This is a genomic window from Klebsiella sp. CN_Kp097 (genome assembly GCF_040064495.1).
GTDB classification, from domain to species: domain Bacteria; phylum Pseudomonadota; class Gammaproteobacteria; order Enterobacterales; family Enterobacteriaceae; genus Klebsiella; species Klebsiella aerogenes.
In genome coordinates this window covers 207723-225368 of record NZ_JBEAIL010000004.1, presented here as the reverse complement: position 1 = coordinate 225368, position 17646 = coordinate 207723, and the positions used below count along the sequence as shown (strand labels likewise).

The window sequence follows — 17646 nt, the reverse complement described above, 5'->3', positions numbered from 1 at the left end:
TTTCTCCGCTCATGGCAACAGCGACACCGGTTCACTCGCCGGGGCGTGCTGGTTGGGGACGTAGAACGCAATCTCCGTTCCCGGCGTCAAGCGGCGGATATGCAGCCCTTCGCCGTAGAGCAGTTTCACCCGATGATGAACATTCAACAGACCAATTTTATTGCCCGGCATCTCGTCGGCTTCGACGCGGGCTACCACCGCCGGGTCAATACCGTTACCGGTATCCCGTACGCTAATGCGCACCCGGTTTCCGCATTCGTTGATGGCGATAGTCACCACGCCCTTACCCCGACAGGGTTGAATACCGTGGACGATGGCGTTTTCAACCAGCGGCTGAATGAGCAGGCTGGGGATGACGCAGCTGACGTCCTCGTCAATATCATAAATCACCGTCAGCTTGTCGCCGAATCGCGCCTGCTCGATCGCAATATAATCCTTAATTTGGTACAGCTCGCGCTTGATGTCGATCTGCTCGTCATCTTTTAACTCAATGTTATAGCGTAAATAGCGCGACAAATTGAAAATCAACTGTCGCGCGGTATCCGGATTCATGCGGATGGAAGAGGAGATGGCGTTAAGCGCATTAAACAGAAAATGGGGATTAATTTTACTTTGCAGGGCGCGAAGTTCCGCTTTATTGGCCATTTCTCGTAGTTGTTCGGCCCGCGAGACCTCAAGCTGGGTGGAGATAATTTGCGACAGGCCGATCGCCATCTCCTGCAGCGAGGAGGTAATACGATGCGCATGGCAGTAGTAAATTTTCAGCGTGCCGGTCACTACGCCTTTCTCGCGTAGCGGAATGACCAGCATGGAGTGGATCTCGGGCGTTCTGTAGGCTTCATCGTTGTTTTTAATGATGATGGTGTCGCTTTCAATAGCTTGACGAGTGGTTGGGCTGATATCGTTGTTGCGATCGTTATAGTTATTTTCGCCGTAGCCAACATACGCCAGCACCCGGTCAGTGGTGGTTATCGCGACCGCATCGGCATTGATGTCCCGGCGAATAATATCGCAAACCTGACGCAGCGATTCGCTGTTAACGTGGCGGAACAGCGGCAGCGTTTTGTTGGCGATATCCAACGCCAGTTTTGCCTGGCGCGCCGCGCTGGCCTCTTTCTCGCCTTCCACGCTCTGGACCAGCAGCACAATAAAACCGATGCAGATGCTGCCAAGGATCATCGGAATACCGATTTTGGAGACAATATCGATCCCCAGCGCCAGCGTCGGCGCCCACAGCACCACGAGGATCATGGTTAGCGTTTCGCACAGCATCCCGGCCAGAATCCCCACCTTCCAGCGCTGGGCTTTCGGAATTTTGCGATTAATAAGCCCGGAAAGTAGCCCGGCGACAATGCTGGTGATAAAGCAGGGGATGGCCGTTACACCATCAATATCAATGAGATAGCGGTGTACCCCGGCAATCACGCCGACAATCGCGCCGACCCACGGCCCAAACAGGATCCCGCCGGACATCACCGCGATAATCCGTACGTTGACCAGCGAACCCTCTACCGGAACGCCGGACCAGGTGCTGAACAGCGCAAACATGGAGAAAATGGCGGTGACCGCCAGCAGCTCGCGAGGCGTATGCGCCGATTTATGCAGCAGTTCGCGGAACAGGCGTAAGCGGATAAGAAAAAAGAGGCAAATGAGCATTAATGCCGCGCGGTCAAAAACCGCCAGCAGCATATTAAATATATCGTGCATGGATGCGCCCAGGATTCGCGGGAAAGCAATATGATAGAAAACCTCACGCCAGAAGGCTAGCAGCAGAGATAAATGGGGAACAGGCTTAAAAATTAAAGGGGATAAGTCGCTCACTCCAGCTATCAGGCCGTTTATGAGTAACGATGATACATTTGAGTATTATAAATGATATCAATATGTTGATTGTTTATTTACGTTACATTCGTTTTGGGAACACGTTCTGCCGCATACTGAGGCGTGATGACCCGTTTTACGCGTGGGCGATTATTTTTTATCAACCCTCTCGACAGCGTGTTTTTTTTCAGGTTATTTTCTAAACGTGCCACATCGGTGGCCGCGTCGCTCGGACGGTCCGGGCGCTAACGTTAATCTGAGGAATCTATGGCTGAATTCAGTCCTGAACGCCGTTTTACGCGTATCGATCGTCTCCCTCCGTATGTTTTTAACATCACTGCCGAACTGAAAATGGCTGCGCGTCGGCGCGGCGAAGATATTATCGATTTCAGTATGGGCAACCCGGATGGCGCCACGCCGCCGCATATTGTTGAAAAACTGTGTACCGTTGCCCAGCGTCCGGATACCCACGGTTACTCTACTTCTCGCGGTATTCCTCGTCTGCGCCGCGCGATTTCACGTTGGTATCAGGAACGTTATGACGTCGATATCGACCCGGAATCAGAAGCCATCGTGACGATTGGTTCGAAAGAGGGGCTGGCGCATCTGATGCTGGCGACGCTCGATCATGGCGATACGGTGCTGGTGCCAAACCCCAGCTATCCGATTCATATTTACGGCGCGGTTATCGCCGGGGCGCAGGTTCGTTCCGTCCCGCTGGTGGAAGGCGTAGATTTCTTCAATGAACTGGAACGCGCGATCCGCGAGAGTTATCCGAAGCCAAAAATGATGATTCTGGGCTTCCCGTCGAACCCGACCGCGCAGTGCGTCGAGCTCGATTTCTTTGAGAAGGTGGTGGCGCTGGCGAAACGCTATGACGTGCTGGTGGTGCACGATCTGGCCTACGCTGATATCGTCTATGATGGCTGGAAAGCGCCGTCGATTATGCAGGTGCCCGGCGCGCGCGATGTGGCGGTCGAATTCTTCACCCTGTCAAAAAGCTACAACATGGCCGGCTGGCGTATCGGCTTTATGGTGGGGAATAAAACGCTGGTTAACGCGTTGGCCCGCATCAAAAGTTATCATGACTACGGGACCTTTACACCGCTGCAGGTGGCGGCGATTGCCGCGCTGGAAGGCGATCAGCAATGCGTGCGCGATATTGCGGAACAATATAAACGTCGTCGTGATGTGCTGGTGAAAGGGCTGCATGAGGCAGGCTGGATGGTTGAGTGCCCGAAAGCGTCGATGTACGTGTGGGCCAAAATTCCGCAGCCATATGCGGCAATGGGATCGCTGGAATTCGCCAAAAAGCTGCTGCAGGAGGCTAAAGTGTGCGTCTCGCCGGGAATCGGTTTTGGCGACTATGGCGATACTCATGTGCGTTTCGCGTTGATCGAAAACCGCGATCGTATCCGTCAGGCTATCCGTGGCATCAAATCCATGTTCCGCGCCGATGGACTGCTACCGGCGGCCAGTAAAACGGTGACTGAACACCACGAATAAAAAATGGGAGCCGCCTGGCTCCCATTTCTTTGCTGCATAGCAGGTTAAATCATCAGGGCGAAAGTACCGGCCCAAACGATGACCATAAAAGAAATTCCCATCAAAAAGTATTTCACGACATGTCACTCCGCATTTCGGCGAAACGCCTAAATGAATTTAACTTTAACCGTTGTGGGACTGTCGCAGATAAAACCAGACTATTCTGGCGGCTGCGGCAGTCCGAAATTCTGTGCGCTATTTGCTCCAGATGGCGCTAATGTACGCTTAAAAAATGGTGGAAACAAGATCCATTTTTTTATTAATTTTTAGTTACTTACGACTGTCGTGAATAGGCGACACATTAATTTCATTCGGTAATAAATTCAATTACGGCGACGGTGATTTAAAGCAATACCCGGACATTTCGTAGTTATTTGATTTTGGGATTTTTTCTATTGGTGGGGAGGTGCAGAAATCATCTTCTGCACCCTGTAGCGATGAGGTTAGCGGGCGGTTGTCGTCGGCGCGCGCCACTGATGCGGATAACGTGCGGGCACAAAGCGCAAGGTAAGCGCCATTAAGATGAATACGCAGATGGCGTGGAATTCCCAGTCCAGCTGGTAGTTTCCGCTCAGGCTGCGCAGCAGCCCCGAAAGCCATGGCGATAACCCGGCGATAATAAAACCGACGCCCTGCATAAACGCCACCAGCCGAGCGGCGACGGCCGGCTGCGGCGAATGGTCCAGCGCCAGCACCAGACAAAGCGGAAATGCGCCGCCTAGTCCTACGCCGCAACTCACTGCCCACAGCAGAGGCCACTGTTGCGGTAGCCAAATGAAACCGCAGAACCCGAACAACTGCAGCGCCAATGCCAGCATCAGCAGCTTACGACGATCTTCGTGGCGAGCGAGCATCGGCAGCACCAGCGCGCCGGCGGTTTGGCCGACGGTCATCAATGCCAGAAGCGTGCCGCTAAACTGGGCGCTGTGGCCAAGCTGCATATAATAGGGTGGTAACCAGGCAATCAGGCTGGCGTAGCCGCCATTGATCAGACCGAAATAAAGACCAAGCGTCCAGGCGCGGTGGTGGCGAAAGACAGCCGGCGTGACTTGCGCCGATGCGGCAGCCGGCGCGGCGGGCAGCATTTTGCAGAGCGGCAACCAGCCAATGATCGCAGCCAGAGCCGGTAGAGCCCACCACGCCAGCGCGTGATGCCAGAGCGCGCTATGCTGCGCAAGCCAGGGGGTGATCGCAGCGCCAAGGCCGCCCCCGCCCATCAGCGCCGCCGACCATAACCCCATCACCTGCGGCGTGCGGTGATGAAAGAGACGCTTAATGACGCTGGGTATAATCGCCTGAATCACGCCGATGCCAATCCCGCCGAGCAGCGCGCTACTAAGCAGCAGGCCGCTTTGCGGAGCCAGCTCACGCAGGATTGCGCCAATGCCTATCGCCAGCAGACTTAACGCGATACTGCGGTTTTCACTAACGTGGCGGTTAACCCAGCCTCCGGCTAGCGCCAGCACCCCCATCGCGATGACCGGAAGGGCGGTCAGTAGTGAAACCAGGGTAAAGCTCATGCCTGTTGCGTGCTGCAGTTGCGGCAGTAATGGACCTATCGAGGTCAGTAGCGGGCGCATATTAATGCCGATCAGTACCAGCACCAATAGCGTCAGCGTTTTGCGTTGTGTCTGGCTCATTACGCTTTATCCGCCCAGCGCTGATACAAGGCCAGCCCTTCGGGTTGTGGGCAATGGTGAATGGGGAGTGATTGGTTTTCCAATGGCTGCTGCAATTGCTGGTAGATAGCGGCGGTAGAGAGATTGAAGCGCTCGCCATCCTGATTGCTGTTGGCGAAATAGACTTCGCGCACGCCGGTTAAATACATCGCGCTCAGACACATCGGGCAGGGTTGCCCGCTGGCGTAAACCACGCATTCACGCAATACCTGATTGCCCAAATGTAGAGAAACGTCGCGGATGGCGTTGAGTTCAGCGTGTGCGGTAGGATCGCCGCTCTGGTGCAAGGTATTCACCGCTTCGGCAATGACTTCGCCGTGGCGTACTATGACGGCGCCGAACGGGCGGCCGCCGTTTTCAACATTAGCGGCGGCAAGCGTAATGGCGCGCTGAAGATGGTTATCATGAGTAGGCATGAGCGGCTCCTGTAAAAGTCGGGTAGAAGAACTTAATCGGCGGCAGGCTGGAGATTGAATCCTGCAACAGGGTAGCGAGCTTACGCCATAAGCTAAAAGACTTATTTATAATTGCGTTAATCAGATTAACTTATGGATTGAGGAAATGCCCTGATGTTCTACCAGGTATATCCGACGCCGAGGATGCCATACAGTTCACCGCTGTGCTGGACAATGGGACTATTGGCAATATCATCATCATAGCGTTCGTAGTTTGCCGCTATCATTCCGACCCAGTGGGGGCTGAAGCGGTAGCTGGTAATGATGGCGACCATTGGTGATACCGTCGTGCCGGTATCCCATTGGGGACGCTCGGGCGTCGCCTCGCTTGCTGATATGCCGCCAAAATAGTAGTTCGCCATATTATGACTCCGTACCATCAGGCCCATCCCCGGCATCACCAGCAGATTGTCTTTGATGATCGGAAAATCAGCCCATAGCAGCAGCTCCTGGCCGTTGCTGCGGCCGCTGATATCTGAACTGATGCGCGCGCTTATCAGCGCGTATGGTGTGATCCATGTGGCGCCAATACCGCCTTCCAGTTCGCCTTTACGTTCGTTCATCCCCCTAAAAGCCGTATCGTCGTCGGGATCTAAATTACCGAAACGCCAGCGTCCGTAGCCGTATAGCGCGATAGTGTCATCAAGATGAAAATAGTAGCGGGCGCGGTCGCCCAGATACATTAACTGGTCGCCAAAATATAATCCGCCGGGAATAAAGTGGGTTTCGTTGTCCTGCTTGTGGTAGCGCGCGGTACCGCTAATCGCGGCGCCGCCGAGAACCCAACCTTTCGGCACCGGGCTATTCGGGTTATCAGCAGAAAAAATGTCGATCGAGCCGAGGTCGACCTCAGCGCGAGTGGAACCACAATACAAAGCAAGGGTACCGAGAACGACTACAGGGCATCGGGATAGTTTCAGCATGAGCTCATAGTAGGCGTGAAATGATGAAGTGAATGTGAATCGTCTGTGATAAACACCAGAAGATATATAGACGATAGAGCACGTGTTGGGGAATTTTTTTTGTTTTTTATCGTACTTTTTTTGCTTTGCTTTTGATCGAGAAAGTAAAGTGTGGCGGTATCGGTACTATCACTATGGATAATGGCGGATTATTCGTGTGAATAATCCGCACAAAAGTGAGTATTATGAATTGAGGATCAGTTCAGAGAGTGAAGCCATCGAATGATTTTCGTTGGTGACGATGCCTTCTTTTTTTAACTTTTCCATAATGGATTTAAAGGCGAGCTGTTTACTGCTTTCTGTCGCATTCAGTAAATCGCGGTTAAAGGCGGGGTTGGATTGAATAATATAATTAATGAATTCGAGTAATAGCTTATTTTGTGGTGGTGTTGATGGCTCATTAATGGTTTTTTCATTATATGAATTCATCGCGGCCTCAGAATACTCTAGCGGACGACTGCTGATGGTGTGCTCGTAAATTTTCTCAATTTCTTTGCTGGTAATATACAGCTTGTTAAGCTCAATCGTCGGCTTATCATCATTATCAGGAATGAAATTGCAGTAGATGACGTTTTTAGCCGGGGAGATAATGCTCAGCGTATCTTCTTGTTGAATGTTATCTGGATTCTCCAGCACATCCATTAAATTTCTTGAATGAGTGTGCCATAAACCAGAAACAGAAACGTTGAGTTTAATTTTGGCGATGGCGCTGTCGTGATCGGCATCAATGACCGACACATTTTCATTCAGGGTGATGATGTTGTTTATTTTAGAGTGCTGAGACCAGGGCTTGTTGGCTTTGGTAATGTCATCAAAACCGCCGTAGCCGTATGATGAGTCGCCAACCCCCTGATTCCGGGTCAGGGCGCTATTGAGCGTGCCGCGATTCTTTTTCAGTTTCAGGCACAGGCTGATAGCGCCGATATCGTGCCAGTGAAGTAAATCTTCCAGTTCGCACTGCAGGAGTTTTTGCGCACGAGCGATAGAGCAATACTCCAGTGGTGGGAGATTGTTCAACTTCCAAATGTTTCTTTCTATCTTATTCATGGCGATAATTATATGTAAATGTTTTTAATAATCTGCGTTCCTGATGAACAGAGCGCCAGCGTTGTTGTTCGACTACACTATCCTTTCCATAAAAAATTATTCAGCAGTGAAATATAAATCCACAATGAAGAATCTTTATGTGACAGATGGCGGCAGTTAAAACACCTACCATAATCGATTATAATATCTTTTTCTTAATAAGGTATAGAATATTGCTTAATTAACGATAAAAATGGGGTGAGCCGTGGTGCTTTATTCTGGTGATGGATATACTCTATATTAATTATAGATGATATAAATAAAAAAGACGCCGCAGCGCCTTTTTTGCAATAATCATCGCAGGCTCAAATTAGCGAGCACTCTTCTGAAGAGTAAAACCGCCATCCCCCACCTGGGCCGTGGCATACCACGCCATTAATTCCTCGGTGCCTGGCGCGCCTTCGGCTGGTGCCCATGGCGCGGAATCCTGTTCGGCTACCGGCTGATAGCCTCCGTGCTTGACTTCAAAAATGATACCGCCGTGATCCAGCGACAGTACCGCATGCCAGGTGCCGGCCGCCATTTCCAGCGCCGTGCATTCTTCTCCTAATACCACGCGGTGGGTCACGGTGCCTTGTTCATCGAAGTTCAGTACTACAAAACGGCCGCTTAACGGCAGCAGCAGCTCAAAAGTATGAGGATGACGGTGAGGGCGAATGTAGGTTCCCGGCTCCATGGCAATGGCCAGACGCTGTACCGGATCGCTGAGTTCCGGATGGAAGTTACGATGCGCCCGTAGGCGGGGAGCGGCCGCCGCGGCTGCGCTCTGTTGCTGCATATCACTGATGGTGAATTGTTTCATCTAAACCGCCTGCTTGAAAAACTGATAAACGAAGGCTTTCGCCGCTATCTACGACTAACGATCGGGCCTTTTACTGGAATACTTACAGATAAAGCTTAGCTAAAGTAGATGGTTTATTGCTGATTATAAAGGGGTTATTGAATCCGGTAGACGTCAGGAGAGGCGCATGGTGTCCCCTGCAGGAATCGAACCTGCAACTAGCCCTTAGGAGGGGCTCGTTATATCCATTTAACTAAGGGGACAAGGCGGCGGGATTATAGCGTTTTTTCCGCCGCCCGTTAAGCGCATTGCGATTAATTGCTTAATTTGCAGCCGTTTAGCCCTTTTTATCTGCTTCGGCCTTCGCTTTGGCTTTCTGTTCCTGGGTCATGTCGTTGCGAATCTGGGCGTGGCTTAGCAGGGCGAAGATAAAGGTGCCGCCGCAGATGTTGCCGGCGAGCGTCGGCAGCGCGAAGGGCCAGATGAACTCCTGCCAGGGCAGGGCGCCGCTGAAAATCAGATAGAAAATTTCCACACTGCCGACGACGATATGCGTGGTGTCCGCCAGCGCAATCAGCCAGGTCATCAGGATGATGACGATGACTTTCGCCGAGCCGGCGGCCGGGAACATCCAGACCATTGTCGCCACCAGCCAGCCGGAAATAATCGCGTTGGCGAACATCTCGCCAGGCGTATTCTCCATGACTTTCTGGCTGATGCTTTGAAACGCCTCACGCGTGGCATCATCGAAAATCGGCATGATATTAAACGCCCAGGCGGCGATAGCCCCACCCAATAAATTACCTAATAACACCACGCCCCACAGGCGCAGCAATAAAGCAATATTACCGGCGCTGGGTTTATGCATAATCGGCAGCACGGCGGTGACGGTATTTTCCGTAAACAGCTGCTGGCGGGCGAGAATGACAATAATAAAGCCGAAGGTGTATCCCAAATTCTCCAGCAGATAACCGCCGGGCAGGGCGCCAAGGTGAACATGAAAAATCCCCTTGGCTACCAGCGAGGCGCTAATCGACAAACCGGCGGCAATTGCTGACCATAGTAGCGCCATGGCGTCGCGCTCGAGCTCCTTTTCACCCTCCTGGCGAATCACCTCATGGGTAGCCATTGCCTGCGAAGGCAGACGCTCTTCATCCACTTCTATTTTCTCGCCATGCTGTTTCTCTTCGCTTTCAACTTCTCGTTCATCGCTATCATGCATACTGGTGGGGGTATTTTGTCGGGTCATGGCTGCTCTCCCTTTGTATTTGTTACTAAGCGTAGAGAGAAATCAGCGCGGCGGCACAGGATATGCTCCTAAATTCAGCGCAATGGCAAGAATAGCAATACGAATATTGCAAAATATGTATAGAATCGGGGAGCAACAATTATGCCAAAGAAGGCTATGCTGAAAGCAGCTACCCAACGATAAAATGCTAATGGGGGCGCCGTCCCGGATGCCTCCAGCGATAGTCAGAATTAACAGGGAGACACCTATGAATTATCGCCTGTCGGCGCTTGCGCTTGGCGCCACATTGCTGGTGGGATGTGCCAGTTCCAGCACTGACGATCGGCCGCAGGGGCGTTCAGATCCGCTTGAAGGGTTTAACCGTACCATGTTCAACTTCAACTTTAATGTGGTTGATCCTTATGTACTGCGTCCCGTCGCCGTCGCCTGGCGTGATTATGTGCCGCAACCGGCGCGTAATGGTTTAAGCAACTTCACCAGCAACCTTGAAGAACCGGCGGTAATGGTCAACTCCTTCCTGCAGGGCGATCCCTATAAAGGCATGGTGCATTTCACTCGCTTCTTCCTTAACACTATTCTCGGGATGGGCGGCTTAATCGACGTCGCAGGTATGGCGAACCCGCAGCTGCAGCGCGTTGAACCGCATCGCTTTGGTAGCACGCTGGGCCACTACGGCGTGGGCTACGGCCCGTACGTGCAGCTGCCGTTCTATGGCAGTTTCACCCTGCGTGATGAGGGCGGTGACATGGCCGATGGCCTGTATCCGGTACTCTCCTGGCTGACCTGGCCGATGTCCATCGGTAAATGGGCGGTCGAAGGGATTGAAACGCGCGCTCAGCTGCTGGATTCCGACGGCCTGCTGCGCCAGTCTTCCGATCCATACATCCTGATGCGTGAAGCCTACTTCCAGCGGCACGACTTTATCGCCAACGGCGGTAAGCTGACGCCGGCCGATAATCCGAACGCGCAGGCGATTCAGGATGAGCTGAAAGATATCGATTCGCAGTAATCCACGCGGGTCAGAAAAGAAAAAGGGTGAACATGATGTTCACCCTTTTTTTATACCGTTGGCTTATCAGAAGCGGTAGTTGAAGTTCGCGCCGTACAGCCAGGCGGTACCTTCAGAACGGAAGGTGTAAGGGCCTTCTTTAATTTCCACGTGCTGACCGTGCATGTAAGAGACACCAACATCCACTGAAGCATCTTTATTGAACGCGTAGGTGGTACCGGCGCTCAGCCACAGGCGATCCTGATCCGGGATAGAGATGGAGCGGGTGCCAGCCGGAATCGGGCTATCATCGAAGGCGATACCGGTACGGAAGGTCCAGTTATCGTCATAGTAATAGGTGGTACCCAGCGCGATGCGGTAAGCATCTTTAAAGCCTTCATCTTTATAGAACAGCGTCTGGCCATTGCTGCCAGTGGCCTTCAGCTCCTGGAACTGGCTCCAACTGGTGTAGGTCAGGCTATAGTGAACTGCCCACTGCGGCGCGACGCGGTTATAACCCGACAGTTCCCACATCTCTGGCAAGTTGAGGGTCAGCGAGCCGTTAGTGGTACGGCCATCGGTACCGGCCGGTAAACCGAAGTTGCCGAGGATCTGGTTATACGCGGACGGCAGATCGCTCTTATAGTTGCCATCAAAGTCGATTTTAACTTCCGAGCGGTAGGTGAAACCATAGCGGTTGTTCTTATCCAGCTCATACAGGATACCGGCGTTCCAGCCGAAGCCCCATTCGTTGCCGTTCAAATGCGCAATCTGAGTGTCGGCAGGGATCTGGCTGACCCTGCCCGCCAGCGCTGGCGGCAGTTTACCGGAACCGGCAACGATTTGTCCTAAATCACCTGCGTAGCGTTCGATTTTCGCTTTCGCGTACACCGCGTCAAAACCTAAACCAAAGCTCCAATTGCTGTTCAGGCGATAGGCGCCGCTTAAATTGAAGTTAACGGTGGTGAGATCGGTTGTGCCGCCCATACTGCCGGCAGCATAGTTATCAGCAAATTCAGTCGCGAGACCGTAGTTAGAGGTGATAGATGCGCCCCAACCAAACTGATCATTAATTGGCGAAACAAAGTGGAGGTTTGGTACCCATGCCGTTGGGGCAATATTGTCCGCATTCAGACTTTTACCGGTCGGCGAAGTACCGGAAACATTTACGTCCGGGTCGACGAAGACGGCGCCTGCCGACATTGTCGGCCGGTCAAACATCATGATTAACGCGGGGTTACGGCTGGCGTTGCCCGCATCGTCAGCGATTGCCCCTTCACCGGAATAGGCACGACCAAGGCCGGAAGCGGAGAATTCATTTAACTGGAATCCTGCGGACCAGGCTTGGGTTGAAACAAGTGCTACAGCCACTGCAAGGGCAGATTGGGTAAAGCGGGTTTTCTGGCTCATGCCCATAACCTCATTGAGTTATTTTTATTTAAACTATGTTACATGCCGTAACAGAAGCGCGAAGTGTAGGGTCTGCTTTACAACAGAGAAATCAGACCAGTGGCCTGAGTATAGGTCTGACCAGATGAGTTGTTGCAAGTTTGTTTATAAGATTTTTCAAGTGTGATAACAGAAACGCGATCCAGCTGGCAAAATTGCCCTGCTTAGTCATACCCAATTTGGGGCATTTTTGTTTTGGATCATTTTTAAGTGTGATTTCTGTCACTTAAGCGTTTTCCTGCCATTAACAACTGGAGGGGGGACGAGGGCGGGCGTAAAATAGGCGCATTATTTGTCTGGCACCGAAGGTGCATATACAGAGGAAATCTACGATGAGTAAATGTAGCGCTGATGAAACCCCGGTTTGCTGCTGTATGGATGTTGGCACCATTGTGGACAACACCGACTGCACCGCCTCCTACAGCCGCGTGTTTGCAAACCGCGCTGAAGCGGAAGCAACCCTCGCCGCGCTGAGCGAAAAAGCCCGCAATGTGGAATCTGAACCGTGCAAAATTAACTCGACGTTCACCGACGTTGACGGCGGCGTGCAGTTGAATATCGATTTTGTTTTTAGCTGCGAAGCTGAATCGCTGATCTTCCAACTGGGGTTACGTTAATCCTCTCTCTTAACGCCTCTTTCTTGAGGCGTTATCTTTTCTATTCAATGTGTTTTGGCTCCCACTTTTTCTCTTCCCCGATTGGCTTAATGTAAAAAATTAGTTAAGACTAGTTATCAGGTCAGACCACTTGGTTTTATCGGTTAACAGGGGAGAGTTATGAGTCAGGCATTACCGCTTATCACCCGTCAGGGCGATCGCATTGCCATTGTCAGCGGTTTACGTACCCCATTTGCCCGTCAGGCGACGGCGTATCACGGCGTTCCGGCCGTAGATCTGGGTAAAATGGTCGTCGGCGAAATGCTGGCGCGCAGTGAAGTTCCCCCGGAAGTGATTGAACAACTGGTCTTCGGCCAGGTTGTACAGATGCCGGAAGCGCCGAATATTGCTCGTGAAATCGTGCTCGGTACCGGCATGAATGTGCATACCGACGCCTATAGCGTCAGCCGCGCCTGCGCCACAAGTTTCCAGGCGGTAGCTAATATTGCCGAAAGCCTGATGGCCGGCACGATCCGCGCGGGCATCGCCGGCGGCGCTGATTCCTCCTCCGTTCTCCCCATCGGCGTGAGTAAAAAACTGGCCCGCACCCTGGTGGATGCCAATAAAGCGCGCACCCTTGGCCAACGGCTAAAACTCTTTTCCCGCCTGCGCCTGCGCGATCTTTTACCGGTGCCGCCTGCTGTCGCTGAATACTCCACCGGCCTGCGGATGGGCGACACCGCCGAGCAGATGGCGAAAACCTGGGGCATTAGCCGTGAAGATCAGGACGCGCTGGCGCTGCGTTCACACCAGCTTGCCGCCCGCGCCTGGGAAGAGGGCAAACTGGCCAGTGAAGTGATGACGGCCTATGTACCGCCTTATCGCGAGCCGCTGGAGCAGGACAACAATATTCGTAAAAATTCAACCCTGGCGGATTACCAAAAGTTACGTCCGGCGTTCGATCGTAAACACGGTAGCGTCACGGCGGCAAACAGTACGCCGCTCACCGACGGCGCCGCCGCGGTGATCATGATGACCGAATCCCGGGCCAAAGAGTTGGGGTTAACGCCGCTGGGCTACCTGCGTAGCTATGCTTTCACCGCTATTGATGTCTGGCAGGATATGTTGCTGGGGCCGGCGTGGGCGACGCCGCTGGCGTTGGATAGGGCGGGAATTACCCTTGCAGACCTCACGTTGATTGATATGCATGAAGCTTTCGCCGCGCAGACACTGGCGAATCTACAATGTTTAGCCAGTAATCGTTTCGCCCGGGAAGTGCTGGGCCGTTCACAGGCAACCGGGGAAGTCGATGCCAGCAAGTTCAACGTGCTGGGCGGCTCTATTGCCTACGGACACCCCTTTGCGGCGACCGGCGCGCGCATGATTACCCAGACGTTGCATGAACTCCGGCGACGCGGCGGCGGATTTGGTCTGGTTACCGCCTGCGCGGCGGGGGGTTTAGGTTCCGCTATGGTTCTGGAGGTCGAATAATGGAAGCGGCAACAGCTTTTACGCTTGAAATTCGCCCGGATAACATCGCCGTTATTACCATCGACGCGCCCGGCGAAAAGATGAATACCCTGAAAGCCGAGTTCGGCGGCGAGGTGCGGACGATTATTCGCCAGCTCCGCGAAAATAAGGCGCTGCGCGGCGCCGTATTTATCTCCGCTAAACCCGACAACTTTATCGCCGGCGCGGATATCAACATGATTGCTCGTTGTACCAGCGCCGCAGAAGCCGAAGCGCTGGCGCGCCAGGGCCAGCAGATCATGTCCGAGATCCACGCGCTTTCTATCCCGGTGATTGCCGCCATTCACGGCGCCTGCCTTGGCGGCGGCCTGGAGCTGGCGCTGGCCTGTCATGGGCGTGTCTGTAGCGACGATGATAAAACGCGGTTGGGATTGCCGGAAGTGCAACTGGGGTTGCTACCGGGCTCCGGCGGCACTCAACGTCTGCCGCGGCTGATTGGCGTCAGTACGGCGCTTGAAATGATCCTCACCGGTAAACAATTGCGTCCGCGTCAGGCGTTGAAAGCCGGGCTGGTGGACGATGTTGTCCCGCAATCAATATTGCTGCGGACCGCGGTTGAGCTGGCGTTACAGGGGCGGCCGGCGAGCCGAACTGTACCGGTGCGCGAACGGGTACTTGCCGGGCCTCTGGGGCGTCAACTGCTGTTCCGCATGGTGGCGAAAAAGACCCGGCAAAAAACGCAGGGTAATTACCCGGCGGCAGAACGTATTTTACAGGTGATAGAAAACGGACTGGCGCACGGCTGCAGCAGCGGTTACGCCGAAGAGGCACGAGCGTTTGGCGAACTGGCGATGACGCCGCAATCGCAAGCGTTACGTTCTATTTTCTTTGCCAGCACCGATCTGAAAAAAGATCGTGGCGCCGAAGCTGACCCCGCTCCGCTGAATAGCATTGCTGTACTCGGCGGCGGCTTAATGGGAGGCGGAATTGCTTACGTCACCGCCTGTAAAGGCGGCCTGCCGGTACGCATAAAAGACATTCAGGCGAAAGGCATCAATCATGCGCTCAAGTACAGTTGGGATCTGCTGGATAAGCAAGTGCGTCGCCGCTATCTGCGCGCCAGTGAACGCGATCGTCAGCTGGCGCTGATTTCCGGCGCTACGGATTATCATGGCTTTGCCCACCGCGATGTGGTCATCGAAGCGGTGTTTGAGGATCTGGCGCTGAAACAGCGGATGGTTGGCGAGATCGAACAATGCTGCGGGCCGCAGACGATCTTTGCCTCCAATACCTCATCGCTACCGATCGGCGAGATCGCCGCTCAGGCCGCGCGGCCAGAGAAGGTAATTGGTCTGCACTTTTTCAGCCCGGTCGAAAAAATGCCGCTGGTTGAGGTTATCCCGCACGCAACGACCGATGAGCAAACCATCGCCACGGTGGTGAAGCTGGCGAAGCTGCAGGGCAAAACGCCAATCGTGGTCGCGGATCGCGCAGGTTTTTATGTTAACCGTATTCTGGCGCCCTATATCAATGAAGCCATGCGCCTGCTGCTGGAGGGCGAGCCGGTTGAACATATTGATAATGCGTTGGTTAAATTTGGTTTCCCGGTTGGACCTATTCAGTTGCTGGATGAAGTCGGCATTGATACCGGCACTAAGATTATCCCGGTACTGGAGACCGCTTTTGGTGAACGTTTTAGCCCGCCTGCAAACATCATTGACGCGATTTTGAAGGACGATCGCAAAGGCAGAAAAAATAATCGCGGTTTCTATCTTTATGAGACAAAAAGGCGTAAAAGCAAAAAACGGGCTGACCCGGCTATTTACCCATTATTGGCAGTGGCTAGCCCGCAGGCGCGTTTGTCTGCTCAGCAGGTCGCTGAACGCTGCGTGATGATGATGCTCAACGAGGCGGCGCGCTGTTTTGATGAACAGATCGTACGTAGCGCGCGTGATGGCGATATTGGCGCCGTCTTTGGTATAGGTTTTCCGCCGTTTCTCGGCGGCCCGTTCCGCTATATGGATAGCCTCGGCGCGGGTGAAGTCGCCGCAATCTTGCAGCGTCTGGCCGCACAGTACGGCCCTCGTTTTTCTCCGTGCGACACCTTATTGCGCATGGCCGAGCAGGGGGCGACCTTTTGGCCCACTGGTGAACGGACGACCTAAGTTATGGTCAAAAGAAGGTAAATCCAACGTTGGCTGGCGCTGTTGATTGGCGGTTTTGTAAACAAATATTGACTATACTTACGCCATTGAGGTAAAAAACAGCGTTTCATTCGTTGGATGGATCAGGCACAATGCCCGGCCACCGGGTCGCCTGCGTATTGTTTACGCAGAGCGAGTTGCGGTGATTCTGGTTAACAAAAGCGGTGCAATATGCAAGTTTTTATCATGCGTCACGGCGACGCTGCCCTCGATGCAGCCAGTGACTCCGTTCGTCCCTTAACCGTTTGCGGTTGTGACGAATCTCGTCAGATGGCAACCTGGCTGAAAGGTCAAAAAGTGGATATTGAGCGGGTGCTTGTCAGCCCTTACCTGCGTGCAGAGCAAACTCTCGACGTGGTAGGGGAGTGCATGAACCTGCCGAAAGATGTCGACGTGATGCCGGAACTCACGCCGTGCGGCGATGTAGGGATGGTTAGCGCTTATCTTCAGGCGCTGGCGAATGAGGGCGTGAAAACGGCGCTGGTCGTTTCACACCTGCCGTTGGTGGGGTACCTCGTCTCAGAGCTGTGCCCGGGGGAAACGCCCCCGATGTTTACTACCTCAGCGATTGCCTGCGTCACCCTCGACGCCGACGGCAAGGGCGAATTCAACTGGCAGATGAGCCCCTGCAATTTGAGAATGGCGAAAGCCATCTAAGGCTTTCCACCCTCGGAGCTTCCGCTTACGGAAGCTCCGGCGGCAACCACTCTTCAACTTCAATCAGTACCAATAGCGCGGCATCGCCGCCGTACTCTTTTGGTGCCTGATGGAACGCCATAATATGCGGATGTTGCGCCAGCCACAGCGGCGTTTGCTGCTTGAGGATATGTTTGCCGTGTCCGTGCATCACGCAGGCGCAGAAGATATGTTCGCGGCGGCAGGCGGCAATCAGCGCGCCCAATTCTTGTTTTGCCTGCATCTGGGTCAGGCCATGCAGATCGAGAAACAGCTCCGGCGAATAGTCGCCGCGGCGCAGTTTTTTCAGCTCAAAATGGCTGACATCCGCGCGCACGTACTTCATCGCGCCTTCCGTATTGAGCAACGGCTGAAATTCGTCGGAAAAATAGTGGCTGTTATCCACCTGTTCCTGCAGCAATCGCTTAGGCGGAACCTCGCTGAGCTTCTTGCGCTGCGGGCGGTGTACGATAGTGTCCTGTTTAATTTGCCGGGTGCCGGTCATTAGCTGGCGGAACAGCGCCTGATCCTCCGCGCTTAGCGGTGTTTTCTTTTTCATTGCCCAATCTCACTATTTCTTTTCGTTAGTTTACCCGACTCGCCCGCGCTTCAGGCAAGGAAAACCTATTTTTCCCCACTCCGGCTGCGCAAGAATGCTGATTTATCGCCGCCGTCGTGGCAAACTA

At 53.5% G+C, this 17646-nt stretch carries 16 protein-coding genes and 1 tRNA gene; 6 read left to right on the top strand and 11 right to left on the bottom strand.

The features are described from left to right. Positions 1-9 precede the first annotated feature (9 nt). Positions 10-1707: a sensor histidine kinase gene (locus ABLV07_RS06675; protein ID WP_013878148.1), complete on the bottom strand. Its 1698-nt coding sequence runs from the start codon at positions 1705-1707 to the stop codon at positions 10-12. Between the two features lie 381 nt (positions 1708-2088). Here ABLV07_RS06675 and alaC point away from each other — a divergent pair, with 381 nt between their 5' ends. Next, the gene (gene alaC, locus ABLV07_RS06670; RefSeq protein WP_013878147.1) at positions 2089-3327 is read left to right on the top strand and encodes an alanine transaminase; all 1239 of its coding nucleotides are present in this window, start codon (positions 2089-2091) and stop codon (positions 3325-3327) included. Between the two features lie 44 nt (positions 3328-3371). Here alaC and ypdK read toward each other — a convergent pair whose 3' ends face one another. The 8 genes from ypdK to ABLV07_RS06630 all read right to left on the bottom strand — a co-directional run bounded on the left by ypdK (position 3372) and on the right by ABLV07_RS06630 (position 9578). Continuing rightward, positions 3372-3443: a membrane protein YpdK gene (gene ypdK, locus ABLV07_RS06665; RefSeq protein ID WP_077777854.1), complete on the bottom strand. Its 72-nt coding sequence runs from the start codon at positions 3441-3443 to the stop codon at positions 3372-3374. A 366-nt stretch (positions 3444-3809) separates the two neighbouring features. Continuing rightward, positions 3810-5006, bottom strand: coding sequence for a cyanate transporter (locus ABLV07_RS06660; protein ID WP_015365525.1), 1197 nt, complete (start codon positions 5004-5006; stop codon positions 3810-3812). Next, a complete protein-coding gene (locus ABLV07_RS06655; RefSeq protein WP_015365526.1) occupies positions 5006-5461 on the bottom strand; it encodes a nucleoside deaminase in 456 nt (151 codons plus the stop codon). Before ABLV07_RS06655 ends, ABLV07_RS06660 begins: the two co-directional genes overlap by 1 nt. 158 nt (positions 5462-5619) lie before the next feature. Further along, complete coding sequence (locus ABLV07_RS06650) at positions 5620-6423, bottom strand: MipA/OmpV family protein (RefSeq protein WP_224146787.1); 804 nt, start codon at positions 6421-6423, stop codon at positions 5620-5622. A 222-nt stretch (positions 6424-6645) separates the two neighbouring features. Continuing rightward, positions 6646-7509: a hypothetical protein gene (locus ABLV07_RS06645; RefSeq protein WP_032706115.1), complete on the bottom strand. Its 864-nt coding sequence runs from the start codon at positions 7507-7509 to the stop codon at positions 6646-6648. A 349-nt stretch (positions 7510-7858) separates the two neighbouring features. Beyond that, the gene (locus ABLV07_RS06640; RefSeq protein ID WP_015365531.1) at positions 7859-8350 is read right to left on the bottom strand and encodes a WbuC family cupin fold metalloprotein; all 492 of its coding nucleotides are present in this window, start codon (positions 8348-8350) and stop codon (positions 7859-7861) included. 167 nt (positions 8351-8517) lie between these two features. Further along, positions 8518-8592, bottom strand: a tRNA-Arg gene (locus ABLV07_RS06635). 74 nt (positions 8593-8666) lie between these two features. Beyond that, positions 8667-9578 carry a formate/nitrite transporter family protein gene (locus ABLV07_RS06630; RefSeq protein WP_045359556.1) on the bottom strand — a complete coding sequence of 304 codons (912 nt, stop codon included), beginning with the start codon at positions 9576-9578 and terminating at the stop codon, positions 8667-8669. A 247-nt stretch (positions 9579-9825) separates the two neighbouring features. Here ABLV07_RS06630 and mlaA point away from each other — a divergent pair, with 247 nt between their 5' ends. Continuing rightward, on the top strand, positions 9826-10587 hold the full coding sequence (gene mlaA / locus ABLV07_RS06625) for a phospholipid-binding lipoprotein MlaA (RefSeq protein WP_015365533.1): 762 nt from the start codon (positions 9826-9828) through the stop codon (positions 10585-10587). A gap of 66 nt (positions 10588-10653) precedes the next feature. Here the strand turns inward: mlaA and fadL are convergent, their stop codons facing one another. Then, positions 10654-11976: a long-chain fatty acid transporter FadL gene (fadL, locus tag ABLV07_RS06620; protein WP_020078223.1), complete on the bottom strand. Its 1323-nt coding sequence runs from the start codon at positions 11974-11976 to the stop codon at positions 10654-10656. 371 nt (positions 11977-12347) lie between these two features. Here fadL and ABLV07_RS06615 point away from each other — a divergent pair, with 371 nt between their 5' ends. The 4 genes from ABLV07_RS06615 (at position 12348) to sixA (ending at position 16942) form a co-directional block, all read left to right on the top strand. Further along, the gene (locus ABLV07_RS06615; protein ID WP_015706185.1) at positions 12348-12632 is read left to right on the top strand and encodes a YfcZ/YiiS family protein; all 285 of its coding nucleotides are present in this window, start codon (positions 12348-12350) and stop codon (positions 12630-12632) included. 159 nt (positions 12633-12791) lie between these two features. Further along, on the top strand, positions 12792-14102 hold the full coding sequence (fadI, locus tag ABLV07_RS06610; RefSeq protein WP_015706184.1) for an acetyl-CoA C-acyltransferase FadI: 1311 nt from the start codon (positions 12792-12794) through the stop codon (positions 14100-14102). After that, positions 14102-16246 (top strand): fatty acid oxidation complex subunit alpha FadJ, encoded by a 2145-nt coding sequence (gene fadJ, locus ABLV07_RS06605; RefSeq protein ID WP_042893870.1) that lies wholly within the window; start codon positions 14102-14104, stop codon positions 16244-16246. The genes fadI and fadJ overlap by 1 nt, the downstream gene beginning before the upstream one ends. A 210-nt stretch (positions 16247-16456) precedes the next feature. Further along, complete coding sequence (gene sixA / locus ABLV07_RS06600; RefSeq protein ID WP_015365538.1) at positions 16457-16942, top strand: phosphohistidine phosphatase SixA; 486 nt, start codon at positions 16457-16459, stop codon at positions 16940-16942. Positions 16943-16967: 25 nt separating this feature from the next. On the opposite strand, the gene smrB is transcribed toward sixA, so the two are convergent. Then, positions 16968-17519, bottom strand: a complete 552-nt coding sequence (gene smrB, locus ABLV07_RS06595; protein ID WP_015365539.1) for an endonuclease SmrB — start codon at positions 17517-17519, stop codon at positions 16968-16970. Positions 17520-17646 lie beyond the last annotated feature (127 nt).